The following is a 23,935-nucleotide window of genomic DNA, read 5'->3' on the forward strand; positions in this document are numbered from 1 at the left end:
TGTTAAACCGGATGACTTGCCTGCCGTCACTGCCATCGATCACTCACCCACAAAGTTGTCCCGGGGGTGGGTCGAAGCGATCCAGCGAGTCGATGGTCATGCTCCACCAATTCCCCAGATCCATGCCGGGACATGTCACGTATGGGGACATCACGAGGGATAAACCGGCCCTTCCGATCTATCCCCGAAATCCGGGTGGATTCACTACATCAACTACCTTTTCTTTAAATTCTAAATTGAAGAAGGATGGTGTATCCCCGCCCCGTGACAACGTCAGATCCAACGCAATCAACCCGGCCGACCAAGCCGCTCTTGCGCGCGCTGAGCGGCGAAGCCGTCTCACCGGCACCGATCTGGCTGATGCGTCAGGCTGGCCGCTATCTTCCCGAATACCGGGCGTTGCGCGAAAGCGCGCCTGACTTCCTGACGACCTGCTATACACCTGATTTAGCAACAGAAATTACGCTTCAGCCGATACACCGCTTCGGCTTGGACGCAGCCATTTTGTTTTCCGACATCCTGGTCATTCCCGACGCGTTGGGTCAGCCCGTCCGGTTCGAGGCGGGCGAAGGACCGGTTCTCGAGCCGATCAGCCCCGGTGATCTGTCGTCGCTGCAGCCGGACAGGCTGGCCGGGTACCTGGCGCCCGTCTTCGAGACGGTGACCCGGGTCAAGGCCGCGCTTGATCCGTTGACGACCTTGATCGGCTTTGCCGGCGCCCCCTGGACCCTGGCGGCGTACATGGCCGAAGGCGGTGGATCGAAGGACTTCGCCGCGGCGAGATGCTGGGCTGCCGGCGATCCCCAGAGCTTTCAGCAGCTGATCGATCTCTTGACCGATGCGGTGATCGACCTCTTGCGTCACCAGATCGACGCCGGCGCCGATTGCGTTCAGCTGTTCGACAGCTGGGCCGGCATTCTCTCGGCCACAGCGTTCGAGACATGGTGTGTTCGCCCGGCCGCGGCCATCGTGGGCGCTTTAGCCCAAAGTCATCCGGGCGTCCCAGTCATCGGCTTTCCCCGGGGCGCCGGTTATCTCTACGACACCTATGTCGAGAAGACCGGTTGCGCCGGCCTTCAGATCGATCACGGTGTCCCCCTTGGCGACGCGGCCCGCCTGCAGCGCGACGCCACGATCCAGGGCAATCTCGATCCGGTACTGCTGCTCGCCGGTGGTGCGGCCATGACCGCGCAAATCCGCGCGATCCGCGCGGCGCTCGCCGGTGGTCCGCACATCTTCAATCTGGGTCATGGCGTCATGCCGCCAACACCGCCGGAACACGTCGCCGAACTGATCGAGGTCGTGCGCCAGGCGGATCTTGAGGCGGCGGAATGACCCGCACCGCCGTTATCCTGTTCAATCTGGGCGGGCCCGATCGTCCCGACGCGATTCAACCGTTCCTGGCCAATCTCTTCAACGACCCCGCGATTATCGGCTTGCCCTGGCCGTTTCGCCCGATCCTGGCTCAGGTTATCAGCCAGCGTCGGCAGAAGCAGGCGCGCGAGATCTATGACCAGATCGGCGGGAAATCACCGCTTCTGGAGCAGACCTGGGATCAGGCGCGGGCGCTGCAGCAGGCGCTGAACGACGACCAGGCACGGGTCTTCGTCGCCATGCGCTACTGGCATCCGATGGCCGAGGAGGTCGTCGAACAGGTCAAGGAGTTCGCGCCGGATCGCATCGTCCTGTTGCCGCTCTATCCTCAGTTTTCGACCACGACATCGGCGTCCTCGGTGCGTGAATGGAAGCGCGCGGCAAAGGCGGCGGGGCTCGATGTGCCTACCCACACGGTCTGCTGCTATCCGACAGAAGCCGGCCTGATCGAGGCCCAGGCCAAGCTGGTGGGCGAGGCGCTGGAAAAGGCCGACGACCAACCGGTCCGCCTGCTGTTTTCCGCGCACGGTCTGCCGGAAAAGATAGTCAAGAACGGCGACCCCTATCAGTGGCAGGTGGAACAAACGGCGAGTGCGGTCATGGCCGCCATTGGCCGTCCAGAGCTCGATTGGCTCGTTTGTTATCAAAGCCGCGTCGGACCCCTGGCCTGGATCGGGCCGTCGACCGATGACGAGATCAAGCGAGCTGGTACGGAAAGCCTGGGTGTTATCGTCATCCCGATCGCGTTTGTTTCAGAGCACTCTGAAACCCTGGTCGAGCTCGACATCGAATACGCAGAGATGGCGGGCAAGGCAGGGGTAAAGACCTATATCCGCGTTCCCGCCCTGCAGACGCAGCCGTCCTTTATTGAGGGGCTGGCCGGATTGGTCGGTGAAGCGTTCGCGCGCAACGACGATCCGGCGAGCAACGTCGGCCGTCGCCTTTGTCCACCGGAATGGGCCAAATGTCCCTGCCGGCAGGCCTGAAATGGATTTCCTGCTCAACAACTTTCAGTGGATAAAGGCGTTCCACATCATTGCCGTGATCGCCTGGATGGCGGGCCTTCTCTATCTGCCGCGCCTCTTCGTCTACCACGCGGCCACCGAGCCCGGCTCGGCCATGTCGGAAACGTTCAAGACCATGGAGCGGCGCCTTTTGAGAGCGATCATGAATCCCGCCATGATCGCGGTCTATGTTTTCGGCATTCTGCTCGTCATCGCGAGTTCACCCGGAGTTTGGCAAGATGGCTGGTGGCATGTGAAGGTTGTGTTGGTGATCGCGATGACGGTCCTTCATATGTTTTTCGCCCGCTGGCGGCGCGCCTTTGCCGAGGACCGGAACACGCGCACGCCGCGTTTCTACAAGTTCATGAACGAGGCGCCGACACTCGTCATGATTGCAATTGTTCTGCTTGCCGTCGTTAAGCCGTTCTGATGAAAACGGTCGATCGTTGCACGATTGTTGTTTGACTCTTTGCCCACCCGCCCCTATTTCTTAGGTATCTTATCTAAACCAGCCCGACATAGGCCGTCCTTGGCCTGAAAGATGTCCGATTAAGCCGCGACCAGGCGGTGGCTGAGCAAGATTTCCCAACCTCCCATGGAAGGCGTTCCGTTAGGATCGCCGCATCAGGCATAAGAATGGCCGCTAGCGAAGCAGAAGCAAAAAGCCCCCCTGAGCTAGAACAGCTCAATCTTCAAGAACTGAAAAACAAGAAACCCGAAGAGCTGCTCGAGTACGGCGAGCAACTCGGCGTCGAGAACGCCAGCGTCCTCAGAAAACAGGACCTGATGTTCGCGATCCTGAAGGAATACGCCGACCAGGACGTGCCGATTTTCGGCGAAGGCGTGCTGGAGGTGCTGCAGGACGGTTTCGGCTTCCTGAGAAGCCCCGAAGCCAACTACCTGCCCGGTCCCGACGATATCTACGTCAGCCCCAGTCAGATCCGGCGCTTTGCGCTGAAGACGGGCGACACCGTCGAGGGCCAGATTCGTGCGCCCAAGGACAACGAACGTTACTTCGCGCTGCTCAAGGTCTCGAACATCAATTTCGAGGAGCCGGAGACCACGCGCCACCGTGTAACCTTCGACAACCTGACGCCGCTCTATCCAGAAGAAAAATTGAACCTGGAGCTCGATGATCCCACCAAGAAGGATCTGTCGACCCGGATCATCGAACTGGTCTCGCCCTTGGGTAAAGGCCAGCGCGCGCTGCTCACCTCGCCGCCGCGCGCCGGTAAGACGGTGTTGATGCAGAATATTGCGCACGCAATCGAGGCGAACCATCCCGAAGTCTTCCTGATGGTGCTCCTGATCGACGAGCGCCCGGAAGAAGTGACGGACATGCAGCGTTCGGTGAAGGGCGAAGTCATCAGCTCGACCTTCGACGAACCGGCGGGCCGTCACGTCGCGGTCGCCGAGATGGTGATCGAAAAGGCCAAGCGCCTGGTCGAACAGAAGCGCGATGTCGTCATCCTGCTCGACTCCATCACGCGCCTGGCGCGCGCCTATAACACCGTCGTGCCGTCATCGGGCAAGGTGCTGACCGGCGGTGTCGACGCCAACGCGTTGCAGCGCCCGAAACGTTTCTTCGGTGCCGCCCGTAACATTGAGGGCGGCGGCTCGATGACTATCATCGCGACCGCCCTGATCGATACCGGCAGCCGCATGGACGAGGTCATCTTCGAAGAGTTCAAGGGCACCGGTAACTCCGAGATCGTCATGGACCGCAAGATCGCCGACAAGCGCATCTTCCCGGCCATCGACGTCGGTAAATCGGGCACCCGCAAGGAAGAGCTTCTGGTCGGCAAGGGCCAACTCGCCAAGATGTGGGTGCTGCGCCGTATCCTGATGCCCATGGGTGCGGTCGATGCGATCGAGTTCCTGCTGGACAAGCTCAAGCACACGAAGAACAACGACGACTTCTTCGACTCCATGAACACGTAGACCCAACCGACGACGCCCTTGTCAGGGCGCTTCGGTCGGCTAGGTTCGGCGCATGGAAGACTTCTATGCGTCCTTGAATCTCAACGTTGAGAGCTACGAGAGCCTGTGCGAACCGCCGCCGCGCGAGATCGCCGGCGACATCGCGTTCTATGTCGACACGGCACGGCGTTTTGGTGGCCCGGTGCTGGAACTTGCCTGCGGCACTGGCCGGGTTGCTAGGGGTCTGGCCGAAGCGGGTTTCGATGTCTGGGGCGTCGACGCATCCCCGGCGATGTTGGCGCTCGCCAAGACGCTTGTCGCGGAGAATGCGCCGTCTCTAAGCGATCGGATCACGTTCGTCGAAGGCCGGCTTGAGACGTTCAACCTCGACGAACGCTTTCCGTTGAGCGTCATTGCCTATCGCTCGTTTCTGCTCCTGCTGACGCCGGAAGATCAGATGGCGTCGCTCGCGCGCATGGCCGATCATCTGGCGCCAGGCGGTGGAGTCGTGTTGCACATCTTCGATCCGCGGCTGGAGTATCTGACTGGCCAGCAAGATCTGCCCAACAGCGAACGCGAGGGCCGCTCGATCGTCACCGGCAATATTGTCCGCAAGTCACTTTTGAAGGCCGACCTTGACCTGATGACCCAGGTGCGCCGCGACGTCTGGCGCCATGAGGAGTTCGATCAGAACGGCAAAATGTGCCGACGGGAGGATCTTGAGCTGGCGATACGATGGACCTATCGCCACGAGTTCGCTCATCTGATTGCCCACGCCGGTTTCGAGATCGAAGCGGAGTTCAGTGACTTCGAAGGCGCGCCGCCAGCTTATGGCGGCGAGCGGGTCATCGTTCTTCGGCGCGCCTGACGGCGGCACACACCCTGACCTCTAAGGCTCGCCGTCGAGCGCCAGGCGTCACACCAACTGCGAAAAGTGCTTTCCATTCGATCCCGGCCGGCCGTAGCGTGTCGCCAGACACAACGTTGTGCGAGGCGAGGCGATGGCTTTGGACGGCATTGTTGATGCAGCGCGGTATCCCATCCATGACGTTGACGGCCCGGGCTTCGAAGCCGCGGTCGCCGAAGCAAGGGCCGGTCTGGCCGATGACGGCTGTTCGATTCTGAAGGGCTTCGTGCTGCCCGAGGCCGCGGCCAACATGGCGGCAGAGGGCGAACGCCTGCGCGATCGGACGATCCCCGTCGAACGGGACTTTTGGCCCTATCCACCCTATCAGCGAGTTTCGGACGGCGACTGGCCGGCTGGTCATCCGCGCAGACGCCAATCGTTACGACGCAACCGCTTTGTCGGCTATGACTGGCTGGATGGCCAATCGTTGACCCGGCAGCTTTACGAGACCCCCGCCATGACCGAGTTTGTCCGCCGGGTCGCCGGGGTCGACGTTCTTTATCCTTATGCCGACCCTCTGGGCGCTTGCGCCCTTTCCATCCAGGAGGCGGGCGAAGCGCTGCCTTGGCATTTCGATGTCACCCACTTTGTCGTGTCGCTGTTGGTTCACGAGCCGGAGGAAGGCGGTCGTTTTCAGTACGCGTCCTATCTGCGCAGCGATGACAACGAAAACTACGACGACGTGACGGCGGTGCTGGACGGTACGTCGGACAGGGTGGTTGACCTTGATATGAAACCCGGCGACCTGCAGTTTTTTGAAGGCCGCCATTCCATGCATCGTGTCACCGCGCCGGCGCCGGGAACGTGGCGCTGTATTGCGCTACTGAGCTACTGCGACAAACCGGGCGTGATCGGCAGCAAAGAGACCCAGCGCCATCTGTATGGCCGCGTCAACCGAGAGCCCCTGCTGAAGATTGCGGGCTAAGCGCGCGTCCGGCAAATGCGAGGTGGCCACACGGTGAGACGGTTTTTCATGATGGTGATGATCTGGGCTATCTGCCCGATCCCGGTCCTGGCTCAGGATTCCGAAACGCTTGAGGCGAACAAGGCCCTGGCCCGTCAAGCCCAGCAGATGTGGAGCACCGGCGACATCGCCACGGCCGAAGATGTTTATGCGTCGGCCTACGTGAACCACGAGGCGGCTGACGACGGCAAAACGCGGCCCGTAGACCTCAAGACCTATCTTGCCGTGATCGCGGATTTCCATCGTTCGTTCAATCCAATCGACGTCACTGTTCTGTCACAGACCGCCGAGGCAGACATGGTGGCGACCCGCTGGCAGCTTTCGGCGGTCCATACGGGCGACTTCATGGGTGTCGCCGCGACCGGCAAAGAGATCGTTTATGGCGGAATTCGGATCGACCGTATCGAGAATGGCCGGATCGCCGAGAGCTGGGGGAACTGGAACAAGTTTGGCCTCCTTTCCCAACTCGGCCTTGTGAACTAGACGGCAAAACCCCCTTCACCCGCCCTTCAGCGGCTTCTCAAATTGGCAGGCTGATAGCTCATCTGCGCCCATACGGGGGTAGGGGTCAGTCTACGCCACCATATCTGGGGCATCGGCGGAGTGGCGCGCTTGGCCGCGCGGCGCTTCGACGAACGGTCCCCACGAACCGGTCATGCCCTCCGCGCATGAGTTTGGGCAGGGCGTGACGACCGACGATAAGGGAGAAACCAATGAACAAGATCGCAACGTCTTTCGCTGCCGGCGTGATGGCTCTCTCGCCCGCCGCCGCGCTCGCCGCCAAGGATAGCGCCAAGCTGCTCGAGGCCAACAAGGCCCTGGCCCTTGAAGCCCAGAAGCTTTGGGACACCGGTCTGAAGGTCTCGGCCGACGACATTCTAGCGAAGACGTACGTCAACCATCAGGACACCAACCGGGTGAGCGGCATGCAAACGAAGGATCGCGATGCCTATCTGGCGGTGATCGAGGATTTCGAGCGCACGTTCTCGCCGTCGGAGGTGACGATCCACTTCCAGGTCGCCGAGGGCGACAAGGTCTCGACCATGTGGTCGAACACCGTCACCTTCTCCGGCCCGTTCATGGGCATCGAGCCGACCAACCAGCAGTACACCTATCACGGCATCCAGATCGATCGGATCGAGGACGGCCGGATCGTCGAGAGCTGGGTCAACTGGGACAAGTTCGACCTGTTCAACGATCTCGGTCTGGTGAACGAGCCCGTCTCGCCTACCTCCTGATCAGGCGCCGCCTGAAAATGTCGATGCGACCGGCCGATCGGCCGGTCGCGGGTCGACCAACAACAAGAAGGAAAATCCGATGAACAAGATTGCAACCTCTGTCGCCGCGGGCCTCGTCGCGTTGTCGCCGGCCGTCGCGTTGGCCGCCACGCAGAGCGCCTCGAAGCAGCTCGACATGAACAAGGCGCTCGCCCAGATGGCGCAGGAGCTGTGGAGCACCGACACCAACGTCCGCGCCACCGACATCCTGGCCAGCAACTATGTCAACCACCAGGACAACAGCAACGTCGCCGGCATGCAGAGCATGGACCGCGACGGTTTCGTCGCGATGCTCGACACCTTTCACAGGGCCTTTACGCCCACCGAGGTGACCATCCAGTCGCAGATCGCCGAAGGCGACCTGGTGACGACGGTCTGGGAAAACACGGTCACTCTGTCGGGCGCGTTCATGGGTGTTCAGCCGGACGGCAAGAACTACACCATCACCGGCATCCAGGTTGACCGGATCAAAGACGGCCGGATCGCTGAGAGCTGGGTGAACTGGGACAAGTTCGACCTGTTCCAGGAGCTTGGCCTGGTGACGCAGCCCAAGGCGCCCCAGACCTGAACGGCGCCGGTAACAACAAGGAAGACATGACATGAAGCTCAACAAGAAGATCGCAAGCTATGCGGCGGCGGCGGCCTTGGCTCTTTCGCCGGCCACCGTCCTCGCGGCCAGCACGGACGGGGCCTCGCAGCTCGACGCCAACAAGGCGTTGGCCAAGGCCGCACAGGACCTGTGGGCCAGCGACGGCTACACCCAGGCCAAGGAGATCCTGGCGACGGACTATGTGAACCATCAGGATTCCAACATGGCCACCGGTGTGCAGAGTATGGACCGCGGTGAATACATCCAGATGCTCAACCAGTTCCGGACCGCGTTCTCGCCGATCGACGTCACCATCCATTCGCAGGTCGCCGAAGGTGACCTGGTGTCGACGGTCTGGGAGAGCACCGTGACGCTTCGCAGTGAGTTCATGGGTGTCGCGCCGACCGGCAAGCAGTACACCTACAGCGGCATCTCGATCGACCGCGTCAAAGACGGTCAGATTGTCGAGAGCTGGGTGAACTGGGACAAGTTCGACCTGTTCCAGGAACTCGGCCTGGTGACGCAGCCCGAAGCGCCGGCGACCTGAACACGTTCAGCAAGCATCAACCGCAGCAGTAAGAGGCCTGCGCCGGGTGACCGGCCAGGCCTCGATGCGTTAGGGCTGGGGCAACAGGACCGTCGATCCCTTGGTCTTACGCGCCTCGAGATCGCGGTGGGCCTGGCCGATATCGGTGAGCGGGTAGGTCTGGCCGATCTCGATCCTGACCTTGCCTGCCAGCACCATGTCGAACAGGTTCTGGGCGGTCTGCTCGAGCTCGGCGCGGGTCACCACGTAGTCACCCATGGTGGGGCGCGTCAGATAGATCGAACCGGCGCCGGTCAGAACGTTGGGACGGTGCGGTTCGACCAGGCCCGACGACTGGCCGAAGCTGACCAGAAGGCCGCGCCGTCGCACGCACTTCATGGAATCGTCATAAGTGTCGCGGCCGATGGAATCGTAGACCACCGGACAGCCCTCGCCGCCGGTCAGCTCCATCACCTTATCGACGAAGCTCTCGCGCGGTGTCACCACTGGATGGTCACAGCCGTGGGCGCGCGCAAGCTCGGCCTTCTCGTCGCTGGAGACCGTGCCGATCACCGTGGCGCCGATCGCTTTCAGCCACTGACAGGCGATGAGCCCGACGCCGCCGGCCGCGGCATGGAACAGGACGACGTCGCCCGGCTGGACGGCATAGGTACGGGTGACCAGAGGCTCGACCGTCATCCCCTTGCCCATCATGGCGGCGGCGGTGTCAAAGGCGATGCCGTCGGGCAGGCGGAGCAGTTGGTCGGCCGGCGCGAGCATGACGTCTGCATAGGATCCACCGACAGTGCCGTGCGCGACCCGGTCGCCGACGTCTAGATGACTGACACCCTCCCCCAGCTGCTCGACGACACCGGCGGACTCCATGCCCAGGACCGCTGGCAGCTCAGCGGGATAGACGCCACTGCGTTCGTAGACGTCGTAGAAATTGAGGCCGACCGCGTGGTTCCTCAGCAGGACCTCGCCGGGGCCGGGCATCGGCGGGTCGACATCCTCGATGACGAATTTCTCGGGACCGCCGAGCTCGTAGAGCTTAACCACCTTCACCATTGTCGGATCCTCCGGGCGTTAGGATGTCAGGGCAACAACACGGTCGAGCCGGTTGTCTTGCGCGCCTCGAGGTCACGATGGGCCTGGACGATCTCGCTGAGCGGATAGGTCTGGTTGACGTTGATCTTGAGCTTGCCGGAGCCGACCATCTCCATCAGGCGGCGGCCGGACATCTCGAGATCGCCACGGGTCGCGATGTAGTTGGCGAGGCTGGGGCGGGTGTAATAGAGCGAGCCGCCCTGGGCCAAAAGGCCCGGGTTGAAGGACGCCACCGATCCCGAGGATTGGCCGAAGCTGACGAACATGCCGCGCGGCGCGAGCGACGCCATCGAGGCTTCGAACGTGTCCTTGCCGATGGAATCGTAAACCACCGGCACGCCCTTGCCGCCTGTAATCTCCTTGACCCGTTCGGCGATATCGTCACGCGAGGTGACAACGGCATGGTCGCATCCATGCGCGCTCGCCAACTCCGCCTTCGCGTCGGTGCTGACCGTACCGATGACCGTGGCGCCCAGCGCCTTGGCCCATTGACACGCGATCAGGCCGACGCCGCCGGCCGCGGCGTGGAACAGAATGGTCTGACCCTTCCTGACCGTGAAACAACGCTCCAACAGGTATTCGACGGTCATGCCCTTCAGCATCATCGCCGCAGCGGTCTGATCGTCGACCGTGGCGGGCACCGCAACGACCCGGTCCGCCGGGACGTTGCGCGCGACCGCATAGGCGCCGGGCTGCATGGGATAGGCGACGCGGTCGCCCTCCTTGACGCTGTCGACGCCGTCGCCGACAGCCTCGACCACACCGACCGCTTCCATGCCGAGTACCGCCGGAAGCTCGATCGGATAGAGGCCGGAGCGCTGATAGGTGTCGATGAAGTTCAAGCCGATCGCCGATTGGGCCAGGCGGATTTCGCCGGGCCCGGGCGGCGCCAGCTCGACATCATCGAGCGTGAGGACCTCCGGTCCACCGGCTTCGTGTATGCGGACGACCTCTACCATGGTGTTTTTCCTTCTCGCGTGGGACTCGTGTATGCACGGTCGATTTACTCTGCGGACGAACGCAGCGTGTCGCTCAGGTCACCCAGTGCCGTCATGGGCAGCGAGCAGACCGGACCCTCGCACACATAGGCGGTCGGTTTGCCGTCGACTTGTGTCTTGCCGGATGCCGGATGGCCCTTGGGGAGATCCTCGCCCGGCTCGATGACAGAGAGCAAGAGATTGGGGACGCAGCTTTCATGAACGGTTCTTAACATGGCGCGGATGCCGTCATCGTCGCGCGCGCCGATCAGCACGACCTGGTGGGCCTGGTGCAGGAGTTCCAGATTGTTGATCAGGACCGCATGGGCGAACGGGTTCTTCGTGACATCGCCGGCGAAGGTGCGCGCGATCGCCTCGGCTCGGTCGCGATAGGCAACTTCGCCGGTCAGGTGATAGAGCCTGCCCAGCACGCCCACCATGACGGCGTTGCCTGAGGGGGTCGCGTTGTCGAGGGCGGTCTTGGTGCGCACGATGAGTGCTTCGGCATCATCGGCGGTAAAGAAGTAGCCGCCCTGCTCGTCATCCCAGTAGTGCTTGTCCGCGGTGGCGACCCAGGCGCGGGCCCGCGCCAGATAGGCCGGGTCACCGGTCGCTTCGAAAAGCGCCAGGCCAGCGCGCGCCATGGCGGCGTAGTCGTCGATCATGGCGATCTTGACGTAACGTCCCTCGCGCGCGCTGTGCCAGAGCCGGTCGCCGTCGGCCATGGTCTCGGCGATCCAGCGGAAGGCGCGTTCCGCGGCATCAATCCAGGCGGCTTCGTTGAAAGCTAGGCCGGACTTGATCAATGCATGAATCATTAATCCATTCCAATCCGCGAGGACCTTGTCATCCAGCCCCGGCCGCGGGCGCTTTGCCCGCTCCTCAAGAAGGACCTGGCGCAGGGCGGCCAAGCGCTCTTCCTCGGCATCGTCAGCGGCCCCCGACGCACTGCGGTTTAGGATCGTCTTGCCTTCCCAATTGCCGCCGGGCGTGACGTCGTACCACTGCTTGAAGAATGCGGCATCGTCGCCGAGCAGCCGTTCTATTTCCTCGGCCGTCCAGACATAGAAGGCGCCCTCCTCCGCATGGCCGCTGCCATCGTCGGAGTCTGCATCCAGGCTGGAGCAGAATGCGCCATCGGCAGTCGTCATCTCGGCGAAGACCCAGCCGACAGTCTCGGCGATGCGGCGGCGGAAAAGATCCGATCGGGAGCTCTGCCACAGCATGGTGCAGAGATCGATGAGCTGGGCATTGTCGTACAGCATCTTCTCGAAATGCGGCACCAGCCAATAGGAATCGACGGAGTAGCGTGCCCAACCGCCACGCAGGTGGTCATAGATACCGCCCTGGGCCATGGCGCCCGCACTGATCATGACCGCGCGCCCGCAGTCGTCGTCAAGGCCGCGTAAATGGGCGCGCCACAAGAGCTCGAGATCCGGCACATGGGGGAACTTGGGCGCCTGGCCGATTCCACCAAACCGGAAGTCCACTTGTTGAATCAATGACTTAGCGGCCACATCGCCGAGATTGGGACTGAGATCGCCGACCGATTCCTTGACCGACATGCGTTGCAGCGCATCGGTCAGGGCCGCGCGGTTTTGATCCACCTTGTCGCGCGCCGTTAGATAGGTCTCGTGCACGCCTTTCAGGACGTCGGTGAAGGCCGGTCGGCCGTAACGCGACGGGGTCGGAAAATAAGTCCCGCCCCAAAACGGCTCGCCGTCGGCCGTCAGGAACATGGTGAGCGGCCAGCCGCCCTGCTGGCCCAGCATGGCGAGCGCGGCCTGGTAGATCGAATCGATGTCCGGGCGCTCCTCCCGGTCGACCTTGATGTTGACGAAAAGCTCGTTCATGACCGCCGCGACCTCGGGATCCTCGAAGCTCTCGTGCGCCATGACGTGACACCAGTGACAGGCGGCGTAGCCGACTGAAAGCAGGACCGGTTTGTTTTCCGCCTTGGCGTGCGCCAGGGCCTCAGGCCCCCAGGCCTGCCAATGCACGGGGTTGTCCCTGTGCTGCAGCAGATAGGGGCTCGATTCCCGGTCGAGATTGTTGCGGTCCATCGGGGCTCCTGGCGGTGAAGAGATTGCATTGGGGGCGCGCAGGGCCTTAACGTGGAGCACGCTGCCGGTCGGCGCAACCATAGACGGACTGGGGTTTCTTGATGAAGGTGACGATCAACGTCGATTGCACGCCGGAGGAGGCGCGCACGTTTCTCGGGCTGCCGGATGTGCAGCCCCTGCAGGAAGAGATGATGGCCGCCTTGCGCGATCGGATGATGGCCGCGGTTGGCGACATGGATCCTGAGAACCTGCTCAAGAGCTGGACCGCGGCCGGCACGGAAGGCATGGAGCAGATGATGCGTTTCTGGTCCGACCTTGCCAAAGGCGCGAAGTCATGACCGTTGCCGGCGATCCCGAACTCTTTTACCGGCGTCACGTCTTCTGCTGCACGAACGAGCGCGCCGAGGGCCATCCTCGCGGCTGCTGCAAGGCCAAGGGCGCGGAAGCGCTACGCAACTACTTAAAGACCCGCGCCAAGGACCTCGGCCTGAACGGCATCCGAGTCAACGCAGCCGGCTGTCTGGACCGCTGCGAGCTGGGCCCGACCATGGTGATCTATCCCGAGGGCGTCTGGTACCGCTATGACGGCGAGGACGACCTGGAGGAGATCCTGCGCGAGCACATCGCCGGCGGCCGGCGGGTCGAGCGTCTGATGCTGAAGCCAGGCGATGATCCCGAGAAAGCCACCTAACCATGATCCGCTTTAAGTCCGCCTCGGTTGTTTCACGTGAAACATGCAGCGGCGATCGGTTGAGCTAAGACCATGACCATCTATGCGTTGGCCAGCGCGCCAGGCCGTGCGGCGATCGCCGTCATCCGGTTGTCGGGACCGGCCAGCGGTGACGCGATCGAGGCGCTGACAGGGTGCGGCCTGCCACCGCCGCGCCAGGCCAGCGTGCGCCGTCTGAGCGATCCCTCCCGCGGCGAGGTGCTGGATGATGCCTTGGTGCTCTGGTTCCCGGCGCCGGCCAGCTACACCGGTGAGGATGCAGCAGAGCTCCATGTGCATGGCGGCCGCGCCGTTCTCGACGCGGTGATGGACGCCCTCGCCCGCCAGCCCGGCCTGCGGCCGGCGGAGCCGGGCGAATTCACACGGCGCGCGGTGACCCATGGCCGCATGGATTTGACTCGCGCGGAGGCAGTCGCGGACCTGGTCGACGCCGCGACAGGCGAACAGCGCCGACAGGCCCTCTCCCAGTTCTCTGGATCCTTGGACGTACTCTACAGCGGCTGGAGCGAGCGCCTGAAGCGCGTCCTGGCCCATGTCGAGGCGGCGATCGATTTTCCCGATGAAGACCTACCCGACGACGTGGTGGCGCTCGTCGATTGTGATCTCGCCGAATTGATCACCGCCATGGATGACCATCTGGACGACCACCAGCGCGCCGAGCGCCTGCGTGAAGGGATCAGTGTGGCGATCGTCGGCGCGCCGAATGTCGGCAAATCCAGTTTGATGAACCGGTTGGCGCAGCGTGACGCCGTTATCGTCTCAGAACAGGCCGGCACGACCCGCGACATCGTTGAAATCGACATGGAGGTCGGCGGCTTCGAGGTCCTGCTGGCCGATACGGCGGGATTGAGAGAAAGCGACCAGGCGGTCGAGGCCGAGGGTATTCGCCGCGCCCGCGAGCGGGCCGTCGAGGCGGACCTGAGGCTTGTCGTCGTCGACGCCACCCGGCTGGCGGAGACCACAGTCGATGTGGAGGACTTGGTCGATGCGCGGAGCCTTGTGGTCGCCAACAAGTGCGATCTCGCCCCTATCGCACCGGATAAGAGGATTCTGGATCAGGCGGCTTGGCCGATTTCCTGCGCGACCGGTGAGGGGCTGGATCCCCTGATCGGCGGGCTCAAGGAGACGTTATGGGCGCTTTGGCCCAACCGCGACCAGCCCGGACCGTCCCGGGCGCGCCACCGAGCTGGCGTTGCCGCCGCCATCGAGGCGCTGCGGCGGGCACGTGACGCAGGGGATGCGGAGCTGCGTGGCGAGGATCTAAGGATGGCGTTGCGGGCCATCGATCGCCTGACCGGACACACCGATGTCGAGGCGCTGCTTGACGTGATCTTCCGGGATTTCTGCATCGGAAAATGAGGCCGGTGTGTTTCACGTGAAACATCGGCCCCAGGCACTTTGACTTGGCGGTGTCCGATCCCTACATTCCGCGCCATGGCAGAGGTGACGGCATATGACGTGATCGTGGTCGGCGGCGGCCACGCCGGCAGCGAGGCGGCGGCCGCCGCCGCGCGTCTTGGCGCGTCGACTCTGTTGGTCACCCACAAGGCCTCGACCATCGGCGCCATGTCCTGCAACCCCGCGATCGGTGGTCTTGGGAAGGGCCACCTTGTCAGAGAGATCGACGCGCTGGACGGCATCATGGGCCGCGCCATCGATGCCGCCGGCATTCAGTTCCGGGTGCTCAACCGCAGCAAGGGTCCCGCGGTTCGCGGTCCACGTGCGCAGGCTGACCGGAAGCTCTACGCGGCGGCCATTCAGGCGATCCTAGCCGAATACGAGAACCTCACCATACGCGAGGCTGGTGTCGATGATATCGCGCTGGATGACCAAGGCCGGGTCGCGGGTGTCGTCCTGGATGACGGAAGTCTAGTCAGCGCCGGGGCCGTCGTGATCACCAGCGGGACGTTTCTGCGTGGCAAGATACATCTGGGCGAGGAGACCTGGCCCGCGGGCCGCATCGGTGATGGACCGGCGATCGGTCTGGCGCTGACCCTGGAACGCCTGGGCTTTCGCATGGGCCGGCTCAAGACCGGCACGCCGCCGCGGTTGGATGGCCGCACCATCGACTGGCGGGCGGCCGAGGTCCAGCCGGGCGACGATCCGCCGGTGCCCTTCTCGTGGATGACCGATGTCATTCGGGTCCCGCAGGTGCCCTGCCACATCACCGAAACGGGCGCATTGGCCCACGAGATCATTCGCGGCAATCTCGACCGGGCGCCGGTGTTTTCCGGTCAAATCGACGGCACGGGGCCGCGCTACTGCCCGTCGATCGAGGACAAGGTCGTGCGCTTTGCCGACAAGACGCGCCATCAGATCTTCCTGGAACCCGAGGGCCTCGACACCCACACGGTCTATCCGAACGGGATTTCGACCTCCCTGCCCCGTGACGTCCAGGACGCCGTCGTGGCCAGCATTCCGGGCCTGGAGCATGCGAAGATAGAGCAGCACGGGTATGCCATCGAGTATGATTTCGTCGATCCCCGTGAACTGTCAAAGACCCTTGAAACCCGCAGAATCCCTGGACTTTTTCTGGCTGGCCAGATCAACGGGACGACCGGTTACGAGGAGGCGGCCGGCCAGGGCCTGGTGGCCGGCGCCAACGCGGCGCTACAGGCGTCGGACCGCGCGTGGTTTACCCTTGACCGCGCGGAGGCTTACATCGGGGTCATGATCGACGACCTGATCGGCCGCGGCACGAGCGAGCCCTACAGGATGTTTACATCGCGCGCCGAGTATCGCCTGATCTTGCGTGCCGACAACGCCGATCTGCGACTGACACCAAAAGGCGTTCATGCCGGCCTGGTGGGTACGACCCGTGTCCGACAGTTTGAGGCACGCCGGACGCGTGTCGAGGCCGGGCTCGATCTTGCGCGCCGTTGTCGTCTGACACCCGACGAAGCCCATCGCCACGGGCTGACCGTGAACCGCGACGGCCGTCACCGCAGCGTGCTTGACTTGCTGGCGCTGAAGGACGTGACCTACGAGCGTCTGACAGGGATCTGGCCGGACCTTGGCGCGTTGGCGCCGGACGTCCGCGAGCAGGTCGAGATCGAAGGTCGGTATGCCGGCTATCTCGGCCGCATGGAGTCTGATGTGGCGGCGTTTCGCCGTGACGAAGGTCTGGCTCTGCCAGCCAATCTCGATTATCGGCAGATCGGCGGCCTTTCGGCCGAACTTTGCGAAAAGCTGGAAACGGCAAAGCCCGAGACACTTGGCCAGGCGTCGCGCCTGTCGGGTATGACACCAGCCGCGCTGACGGCGCTGTTGGGTCACGTGCGCCGGCGCGCGGCGTAAGACGCGCCATGGCCGACACCACGCCGTTGGGTCCCGACGGGTTCCAGGCGGCGATGGCGGTTTCACGTGAAACGCTCGATCGGCTTCAGATCTATGCCGATCTTCTGGTGAAATGGCAGAAATCGCTAAATTTGGTGGGGCCGTCGACCCTCGACGACCTGTGGCGTCGCCACATGCAGGATTCGGCACAATTGCTCCGCTTTATCCCTGAGGAGACTCGGAGTCTGCTGGATCTGGGCAGCGGGGCGGGCTTTCCGGGGCTGGTGCTGGCCATCCTGGGTGTGAGGGGCGTAGAACTGGTCGAGAGTGACCAGAAAAAGGCGGTCTTTTTGCGTGAGGTTTCACGTGAAACAGGGGCGGGCGTCGTGGTCCACGCCTGCCGCATCGAGGAACTGGCGAAAAAATCCGCTGATGTGGTGACCGCGCGTGCGCTGGCGCCGCTTGATCGGCTCGTACCGATGATGTCCAGGTTCATGGGTGAGGGCAGTATAGGCCTCGTACCAAAGGGTGCGGACGTCGCCGCCGAATTGGCTAGGGCTAGCTTGGTATGCCACCTGTCCTACACGTGTCATACAAGTATGACAGACAGCTGTAGTACCATACTAGTCATCAACAACGTGTGGTATGGAGGTCGAAAGTAACGCAATATACTGTATTCCCTGGTGTTGACGTTGCAAAAGATACAAGATATGGGTACTACAGAAGAGGCAAATTTAGCGGTCTTTGTCGGACAGCTGTAGGACACAGACAGACACGCCAGATGGGCCTCAGGGCTTCGTCAACAGGTTGTGGGAAAAGCACATGTCAGCCTCAAAGTCGGGTAGGACGGTCGTGAGGCAGGAGAAACAAGGTCTAGATTTTGTGTATGACCGGCCCGGCCGCGTTATCGCCGTCGCCAACCAGAAGGGTGGCGTCGGTAAGACAACCACCACCATCAATCTGGCAACCGCCCTGGCTGCCGTCGGCAAGCGGGTCCTGGTCGTCGACATCGATCCCCAGGGAAACGCCAGCACCGGCCTGGGCATCCCGCCCGACGAACGCCGCATCACCACCTATGACCTTCTGATCGCACCAGAGCGCCATTGGGGAGGTGCTGCCGCCGTCGCAACCGACGTACCACACCTCTATATCGTCCCCGCCACAATGGACCTGAGCGGCGCGGAAGTGGAGCTGGTCAACGCTGACCAGCGCGAATCGCGCCTGAAGCGGGTGATCAACACCTTCAAGCGCGCCTATGATCTGGTCCTGATCGACTGCCCGCCCGCGCTTGGCCTCCTGACCATCAACGCGCTCGTTGCGGCCGACGAGGTCTTGGTGCCTCTGCAATGTGAATTCTTCGCTTTGGAAGGTTTATCTCAGTTGCTGCACACCATCGAATGCGTGCGTGATGCATATAATGACAAGCTAGAAATGACGGGCATCGTTTTGACGATGTTCGATAGACGAAACCGCTTGTCGCGCGAGGTGGTAGCAGACGTTAGAAAGGTGCTTCCGGAACAGGTGTATGATACAATCATCCCAAGAAACGTGAGAGTGTCCGAAGCGCCTTCCCATGGCAAACCCGTTATGTTCTATGCTTTTAAGAGCGCTGGCGCCCAAGCTTATGTGCATCTAGCCGGCGAAATGTTGCGGCGCGAACGCCACCGGCCTGGCGACGCGACGCCAACCACGGTCGAAGGAATGGGATCATGAGTGAAACACGCGGCCTCGGACGGGGCCTCTCGTCCTTGATCAGCGAGCCCAACCAGGCTCGTCCCAGAGACGGCTTGCGACAGGTGCCCGTCGGCGATCTTCGGCCCGGACGGTTTCAGCCGCGCACCAACTTCGACGACGAGGAGATCGCCCACCTCGCGGACTCCCTGCGCAATCAGGGTATGCTGCAGCCGATCCTCGCCAGACCCGTGCTTGCTGGATCCGACGGCGATCTGGAGATCGTCGCCGGCGAACGGCGCTGGCGCGCCGCCCAGATCGCCATGCTGCATGACGTCCCGGTCATTGTCCGCGAGTTCTCCGACATCGAGGTCCTGGAGATCGCGCTGATCGAGAACCTCCAGCGCGCCGATCTCGACCCGTTGGAAGAAGCCGCCGCATACAAGCGCCTGGGCGACGAGTTTGGCCTCAGCCAAAACGACATTGCCGAAGCGGTTGGGCGCAGCCGCCCGCATGTTGCCAATATGATAAGGCTTCTCGATCTGCCCGGCGCGGTTCAGGCGATGCTGGACGAGGGCCGCCTGAGCGCCGGACACGCCAGGGCGCTTCTTGGCGCCGATGAGCCCACGGAACTGGCGGAAATCGTGATCGATAAGGGCCTCAACGTCCGCCAGACCGAGGCGTTGGTTCGCGCCGGCGGTGTTGAGATAGAGGACGCGGAAGAACCCCCGGCACCCGTCGCAACTCCTGCGGCGCCCCGCGCGAGCGGACCGGTTGACCCCAATACGTTGGACTTGGAGCGCCGGCTTAGCGACGCCCTCGGTCTTAAGGTCGAGGTGCGCGGAAGCGGCGAAAAGGGGCGTCTCGTCGTCCACTACACGACCGTGGAGCAGCTTGACGACGTGATCACCAAACTCGAAAGCCCGTCTCGCCCAAGACTGGTGGGTTCGTGACGGCCGGCGCCGGCCGTCAGTCAGACATCGCTTCGATAAACTCCAGCCGATTGCCGAACGGGTCCCTCGCGTAAGCCCTGGCTCGACCCAAGTGGTCGACCCCGCGCTCTGTTGCGACTTCCGCCGCTTCGAGCCGTGCCAGAAACGCGCCAAGGCCCTTGATCAGGAAGGCGACATGGGCCTTTGCGCCCGCCTTGAATTCGTCATCGACACCGAGATGAACCCCAACCGGACCGACGACAAACCAAACACCGCCCCGCTTGGCGAGCGCAGCCGGTTTGGCGATCTCATCGAAACCAAGGATCCGGCCATAGAAATCGCGCGCTTGCGTCTCGCAGCCCGGGGGCATGGCGATCTGCACGTGATCGATGCCCAGCATCGTCATGCGAAGACGTGCGTCTCTTTCAGGCCGCTGGTCATGCGCATCAGGACCTCCCGGCAGATCGTGACATCGGGAAATCCGGTCGACTTGCAATGAAGATCCGCTTCGGCAAGCCACGTTAACGCCATCGCCACATCGTCGGGGCGCCAACGCCTGGCTGCGCCACGTAGCGGTTCGACAATGCGGAAGTGACGACGGGGATCCAGGCGCATCGCCTTCAAGGCGGCATCGGGCGAGCCGTTCTCAGACACAAGCGCAACAAACAGCGCCAAGCGTTGCATCTCACGACGAACCGCGCCGAGAACGGCGACCGGGCTCTCGCGCTCTGCGAATGCACGATCGAGACCCCGGCCCAAAGCCATCGTATCGCCGGCCATGACGGCTCGCGCTATGGTTTCAAAAGTCAGATAGGAACTGTCAGCGACCACCGCGAGCACATCCTCGACGCGGACGTCCTTATCGTCGCCCATGTAAACGGCGAGCTTGGCGATTTCCGAACGCGTCAAAAGGCGGTCGCCACCCAAGAGCTCCGCCAGTAAGCCGACCGCGTCTGACGACGCCCGCAGGCCCTGATCAGCCAGAGCGGCGCCCACAAACCGCTCGAGATCCCGGCCTTCGTCGCGGTAGCAGGGCAGGGCGGCGCCCAGACCGGCGGCCTCGAACACCTTGCGAAGTTTAGATGACGCGCTCAGGTCGCCACCCTCGACGATGACCAGCGCATCACCCGGCGGGTCGGCCAGAAACGTCTTCATCACACCGGCCAGACGGTCGCCGGCGTCCTTCAAACGAATGACGCGCCGCCCGCCGGTCAAGGCGATCGCCGCGGCCTCGTCATTCAGCATGGCAGCATCCTTGGCGACCGCGGCAGGGTCGAGCTCGGCCACCCGGAAGGGATCGGAGAGATCGTCGACCACACCGCGCGCCAGTGTCTCGGCACGCTCACGCGCCAGACCGCTATCGGGACCGAAGACCAGAACCGCGCGTACCTTTGGGTCGGGACTCTTGACGAAGCCGTCCGCCTGGCGCGCCGAGATCTTCACGGTTCGCCCAAATCCCTAACCTGTGTCACGAGAGAAATAGAGCGCCAGCAATGCGGCGATTGAGGAGGAGAGATCGCGCGCAGCTTCGCGGCCAGTCTCCTGTTCGGCGACGAGCGTCGCGAACTCGGATTCTACAACGTCATAACTGCCGACCGCGCGCGCACTGTCGTCATAGACGACATTCCCGGTCGTGCTGTCGAGCAATTGAAAACTCGCCGAAAGAGTAAAGTTGTAGCGGGTGATGGTATCCGTCGTTTGGATCTGCAGCGGTGCCGTCGACTCCTCAATCTCGACGAACAGTCTGTAACGCGTCGGCTGCGGACCGACGCCCGCGGTCAAGCGGTCGGTCAGTTCGTTGCGCAAGATCTGCCCAATCCGGTCCGGGATGGGATCGACCCGCACGGATGCCATCTCAAGCGACGCACCCGCGCCATTCTCCGGTGTACCGTAGAGCGGCTTAAAGCCGCAGCCGGTCACGACCAGTCCGACGGTACCCAATACCCCGGTGACAAGTCCGCGTCGGTCGAATGCCGTCTTCATGCGACGACGATGTTGACGATCTTGTCGGGCACGACGATGACCTTGCGCACGGCCTTGCCGTCGATCGCCCGCTGAACGTTGTCGTCGGCCAGGGCGGCGGCCTCCATGTCATCGTTGGCGACACCGCGCGGCATGGTCACCTTGGCGCGCAGCTTGCCGTTCACCTGAACCGGAATGGTGACACTGTCGCGGATCAAAAGCGACGGATCCGCGACCGGCCACGGCGCATCCGCCAACAGCGTGTCATGGCCCAACGCCTGCCACATCTCCTCGCCCAGATGCGGCATCATCGGGCCGACCAACGTGATCATGACGTCCAAGGCCTCGCGCAGCGCCCACATGTCGGCGTCGTCGGTCGCCTTGAAGTCGGCAATCGCGTTCGTCAGCTCGTGAATGCGCGCGACCGCTCGGTTGAAGTGAAACGCCTCGATATCCGTCGTGATGCCATCGATCGCGCCGTGGGTCGCCTGCCTTAGTGCCGTCGCCGCATCGCTCATGGTTTCCGGACGTGCCGTGGTCGGGTCCGGCAAGTCGGGCGCGGCCAATAACACCAGACGTGCGATGCGCTGCACAAATCGATAGGCGCCGGCGACGCCTTCCGATGTCCACTCGAGATCGCGGGCGGGCGGCGAATCGGACAGCATGAACCAGCGCGCCGTGTCGGCACCGTATTCGGCGATGATGTCGTCGGGATCGATGACGTTCTTCTTCGACTTCGACATCTTTTCCGAACGGCCGATGGTGACCGGCGCGCCGGTGGCGGCGACCTTGGCCGTGCCGTCGGCGCTCTTCACGATCTCGGCCGGCTCCAGATAGGTGCCGTCTTCGGCCTGATAAATTTCGTGGCCGACCATGCCCTGGGTGAACAGGCCGGCGAACGGCTCGTCAAAATCGACATAGCCGCAACGCCTGAGCGCGCGGGCGAAGAAGCGCGAATAAAGCAGATGCAACACCGCGTGTTCGACGCCGCCGATGTACTGGTCAACCGGCATCCAATAGGCCGTCGCCGCTCTGTCCATCGGTGTATCGTCGCGTGGCGAACAAAACCGCATGAAGTACCAGGAGCTGTCGACGAAGGTGTCGAGCGTATCGGTGTCGCGAACGGCCTCACCACCACAGCGCGGACAGGTCGTGTGTTTCCAAGTCGGATGGTGTTCCAGCAGATTGCCGGGCTTATCGAGCTCGACATCATCGGGCAGACGCACCGGCAGTTCGGCCTTTGGCACGGGCACGATGCCGCAATCCGGACAATGCACGACGGGGATCGGACACCCCCAATAACGCTGCCGGGACACCCCCCAATCACGCAACCGATAGTTGATTTCTCGTTTGCCGCGATTGGTCTGTTCCATGCGATCGGCGACCGCTCGTTTGGCATCCTCGACGCTCATCCCGTCCAGGAAGGCCGAATTGGCGATCAGCCCGTCGCCCTTATAGGCCTCGTCACCGACCTCGAATGTCGCGGCGTCGGCATCGGCGGGCACCACGACGGGAATAACCTTCAAACCGTACTTGCGCGCGAAGTCCAGGTCGCGCTGATCATGGGCCGGACAGCCGAAGATCGCGCCGGTGCCGTACTCCATCAGGACAAAATTGGCGACGTAGACGGGGAGTTCGACGCCTTGGACGAATGGATGGCGCGCTCTGAGGCCGGTATCGTAGCCTTTCTTCTCGGCCCGCTCGATCGCTTCCTCGCTGGTGCCCAATCGGCCGCATTCGGCGATGAAGGCGCTGAGACCCTCATCATCCTGGGCCAGGGCGCCGGCCAGCGGGTGCTCCGGCGAAATCGCCATGAAACTGGCGCCAAAGATCGTGTCGTGGCGGGTGGTGAAGACCTCCAGCAGATCGTCGCGGCCGACCAGCGCGAAGGCCATGCGCAAGCCCTCGGATCGGCCGATCCAGTTGCGTTGCATCAGCTTGACCTTGTCGGGCCAGCGATCGAGCCCCTCCAGCGCGTCCGCCAGCTCGTCGGCGAACGATGTGATCTTGAAAACCCATTGATTCAATTGGCGTTTTTCGACTGGGGCACCGGAACGCCAACCGCGTCCTTCGATTACCTGCTCGTTCGCCAGCACCGTCTGATCGACCGGATCCCAGTTGACCCAGGCTTCGCGCCGGTCGACCAGGCCAGCGTCCATCATGTCCAGAAACAGATGCTGCTGATGACGGTAGTACTCGGGGTGACAGGTCGCGATCTCCCGGCTCCAGTCAAGCGACAGCCCCATCTTTTTGAGCTGGCCGCGCATGGTCGCGATGTTCTGGTAGGTCCAGTCGCGCGGGTGAACGCCCTTGGCCATGGCGGCGTTTTCCGCCGGCAGGCCGAACGCATCCCAACCCATGGGATGCAGGACGTTGAAGCCCTGGGCGCGGCGGTAGCGCGCCACCAGATCGCCCATCGTGTAGTTGCGCACGTGGCCCATGTGGATGCGGCCCGACGGATAGGGAAACATCTCAAGAACATAGGCTTTCGGCCGATCGTCGTCGTTATCGGGGCGAAACGTGCCGCGTTCGTCCCAAATGCGCTGCCATCGCGGCTCGGCATCGCGAAAATTGTACCGTTGCTGGGCCATGTATCTCGTTTTCTATCGGGCCGAGAACCGTGGTTCCGGCCGGTGGCGCACGCTAGAGCAGATCC

Annotated in this window: 24 protein-coding genes; 17 read left to right on the forward strand and 7 right to left on the reverse strand. The window is 62.9% G+C overall.

All coding sequences use genetic code 11. The annotated features are described in order from the left end of the window. The first annotated feature begins 264 nt into the window (after nt 1-264). The 10 genes from hemE to AAF563_01535 all read left to right on the forward strand — a co-directional run bounded on the left by hemE (nt 265) and on the right by AAF563_01535 (nt 8,582). Complete coding sequence (gene hemE / locus AAF563_01490) at nt 265-1,335, forward strand: uroporphyrinogen decarboxylase (GenBank protein ID MEM7119916.1); 1,071 nt, start codon at nt 265-267, stop codon at nt 1,333-1,335. Further along, nucleotides 1,332-2,360: a ferrochelatase gene (hemH, locus tag AAF563_01495; GenBank protein ID MEM7119917.1), complete on the forward strand. Its 1,029-nt coding sequence runs from the start codon at nt 1,332-1,334 to the stop codon at nt 2,358-2,360. The genes hemE and hemH overlap by 4 nt, the downstream gene beginning before the upstream one ends. A 1-nt stretch (nt 2,361) precedes the next feature. Further along, the gene (gene hemJ / locus AAF563_01500; GenBank protein MEM7119918.1) at nt 2,362-2,808 is read left to right on the forward strand and encodes a protoporphyrinogen oxidase HemJ; all 447 of its coding nucleotides are present in this window, start codon (nt 2,362-2,364) and stop codon (nt 2,806-2,808) included. Nucleotides 2,809-3,014: 206 nt separating this feature from the next. Continuing rightward, the gene (gene rho / locus AAF563_01505) at nt 3,015-4,319 is read left to right on the forward strand and encodes a transcription termination factor Rho (GenBank protein MEM7119919.1); all 1,305 of its coding nucleotides are present in this window, start codon (nt 3,015-3,017) and stop codon (nt 4,317-4,319) included. A gap of 52 nt (nt 4,320-4,371) precedes the next feature. Then, complete coding sequence (locus tag AAF563_01510) at nt 4,372-5,166, forward strand: class I SAM-dependent methyltransferase (protein MEM7119920.1); 795 nt, start codon at nt 4,372-4,374, stop codon at nt 5,164-5,166. 133 nt (nt 5,167-5,299) lie between these two features. Beyond that, on the forward strand, nt 5,300-6,130 hold the full coding sequence (locus AAF563_01515) for an arpA protein (protein MEM7119921.1): 831 nt from the start codon (nt 5,300-5,302) through the stop codon (nt 6,128-6,130). 33 nt (nt 6,131-6,163) lie between these two features. Beyond that, nucleotides 6,164-6,652 carry an ester cyclase gene (locus tag AAF563_01520; protein MEM7119922.1) on the forward strand — a complete coding sequence of 163 codons (489 nt, stop codon included), beginning with the start codon at nt 6,164-6,166 and terminating at the stop codon, nt 6,650-6,652. A 230-nt stretch (nt 6,653-6,882) separates the two neighbouring features. Further along, nucleotides 6,883-7,407, forward strand: coding sequence for an ester cyclase (locus tag AAF563_01525; protein ID MEM7119923.1), 525 nt, complete (start codon nt 6,883-6,885; stop codon nt 7,405-7,407). A gap of 79 nt (nt 7,408-7,486) precedes the next feature. Then, nucleotides 7,487-8,014 (forward strand): ester cyclase, encoded by a 528-nt coding sequence (locus tag AAF563_01530; GenBank protein ID MEM7119924.1) that lies wholly within the window; start codon nt 7,487-7,489, stop codon nt 8,012-8,014. A 31-nt stretch (nt 8,015-8,045) separates the two neighbouring features. Continuing rightward, nucleotides 8,046-8,582, forward strand: coding sequence for an ester cyclase (locus AAF563_01535; GenBank protein ID MEM7119925.1), 537 nt, complete (start codon nt 8,046-8,048; stop codon nt 8,580-8,582). A gap of 69 nt (nt 8,583-8,651) precedes the next feature. Here the strand turns inward: AAF563_01535 and AAF563_01540 are convergent, their stop codons facing one another. Genes AAF563_01540 through AAF563_01550 form a run of 3 tightly spaced genes read right to left on the reverse strand, consistent with a single transcriptional unit; the run spans nt 8,652 to nt 12,708 of the window. Beyond that, nucleotides 8,652-9,629, reverse strand: coding sequence for a quinone oxidoreductase (locus tag AAF563_01540; GenBank protein ID MEM7119926.1), 978 nt, complete (start codon nt 9,627-9,629; stop codon nt 8,652-8,654). 26 nt (nt 9,630-9,655) lie between these two features. Then, nucleotides 9,656-10,627, reverse strand: coding sequence for a quinone oxidoreductase (locus tag AAF563_01545; protein MEM7119927.1), 972 nt, complete (start codon nt 10,625-10,627; stop codon nt 9,656-9,658). A gap of 44 nt (nt 10,628-10,671) precedes the next feature. After that, nucleotides 10,672-12,708, reverse strand: a complete 2,037-nt coding sequence (locus AAF563_01550) for a thioredoxin domain-containing protein (protein MEM7119928.1) — start codon at nt 12,706-12,708, stop codon at nt 10,672-10,674. Nucleotides 12,709-12,809: 101 nt separating this feature from the next. Between AAF563_01550 and AAF563_01555 the strand changes: the two genes are divergently transcribed. From AAF563_01555 to AAF563_01585, 7 genes are all read left to right on the forward strand, one after another. Further along, the gene (locus AAF563_01555) at nt 12,810-13,046 is read left to right on the forward strand and encodes a DUF6489 family protein (GenBank protein ID MEM7119929.1); all 237 of its coding nucleotides are present in this window, start codon (nt 12,810-12,812) and stop codon (nt 13,044-13,046) included. After that, entirely contained in the window at nt 13,043-13,399 is a 357-nt protein-coding gene (locus AAF563_01560) for a (2Fe-2S) ferredoxin domain-containing protein (GenBank protein ID MEM7119930.1), read from the forward strand. The genes AAF563_01555 and AAF563_01560 overlap by 4 nt, the downstream gene beginning before the upstream one ends. Nucleotides 13,400-13,471: 72 nt before the next feature. Further along, on the forward strand, nt 13,472-14,797 hold the full coding sequence (gene mnmE, locus AAF563_01565) for a tRNA uridine-5-carboxymethylaminomethyl(34) synthesis GTPase MnmE (GenBank protein MEM7119931.1): 1,326 nt from the start codon (nt 13,472-13,474) through the stop codon (nt 14,795-14,797). A 75-nt stretch (nt 14,798-14,872) separates the two neighbouring features. After that, the gene (gene mnmG, locus AAF563_01570; GenBank protein ID MEM7119932.1) at nt 14,873-16,735 is read left to right on the forward strand and encodes a tRNA uridine-5-carboxymethylaminomethyl(34) synthesis enzyme MnmG; all 1,863 of its coding nucleotides are present in this window, start codon (nt 14,873-14,875) and stop codon (nt 16,733-16,735) included. An 8-nt stretch (nt 16,736-16,743) separates the two neighbouring features. After that, entirely contained in the window at nt 16,744-17,376 is a 633-nt protein-coding gene (rsmG, locus tag AAF563_01575; protein MEM7119933.1) for a 16S rRNA (guanine(527)-N(7))-methyltransferase RsmG, read from the forward strand. 190 nt (nt 17,377-17,566) lie between these two features. Beyond that, nucleotides 17,567-18,427, forward strand: a complete 861-nt coding sequence (locus AAF563_01580) for a ParA family protein (protein MEM7119934.1) — start codon at nt 17,567-17,569, stop codon at nt 18,425-18,427. Beyond that, entirely contained in the window at nt 18,424-19,338 is a 915-nt protein-coding gene (locus AAF563_01585; protein ID MEM7119935.1) for a ParB/RepB/Spo0J family partition protein, read from the forward strand. The genes AAF563_01580 and AAF563_01585 overlap by 4 nt, the downstream gene beginning before the upstream one ends. 16 nt (nt 19,339-19,354) lie before the next feature. On the opposite strand, the gene AAF563_01590 is transcribed toward AAF563_01585, so the two are convergent. Genes AAF563_01590 through leuS form a run of 4 tightly spaced genes read right to left on the reverse strand, consistent with a single transcriptional unit; the run spans nt 19,355 to nt 23,870 of the window. Then, complete coding sequence (locus AAF563_01590) at nt 19,355-19,723, reverse strand: VOC family protein (GenBank protein MEM7119936.1); 369 nt, start codon at nt 19,721-19,723, stop codon at nt 19,355-19,357. Beyond that, a complete protein-coding gene (holA, locus tag AAF563_01595; protein ID MEM7119937.1) occupies nt 19,720-20,760 on the reverse strand; it encodes a DNA polymerase III subunit delta in 1,041 nt (346 codons plus the stop codon). The genes AAF563_01590 and holA overlap by 4 nt, the downstream gene beginning before the upstream one ends. 15 nt (nt 20,761-20,775) lie before the next feature. Continuing rightward, nucleotides 20,776-21,300 (reverse strand): LPS assembly lipoprotein LptE, encoded by a 525-nt coding sequence (gene lptE, locus AAF563_01600; GenBank protein MEM7119938.1) that lies wholly within the window; start codon nt 21,298-21,300, stop codon nt 20,776-20,778. Then, the gene (leuS, locus tag AAF563_01605) at nt 21,297-23,870 is read right to left on the reverse strand and encodes a leucine--tRNA ligase (protein MEM7119939.1); all 2,574 of its coding nucleotides are present in this window, start codon (nt 23,868-23,870) and stop codon (nt 21,297-21,299) included. Before leuS ends, lptE begins: the two co-directional genes overlap by 4 nt. Between the last annotated feature and the right edge of the window lie 65 nt (nt 23,871-23,935).

This window comes from Pseudomonadota bacterium, from assembly GCA_039028155.1.
Taxonomy (GTDB): Bacteria; Pseudomonadota; Alphaproteobacteria; order SP197; family SP197; genus JANQGO01.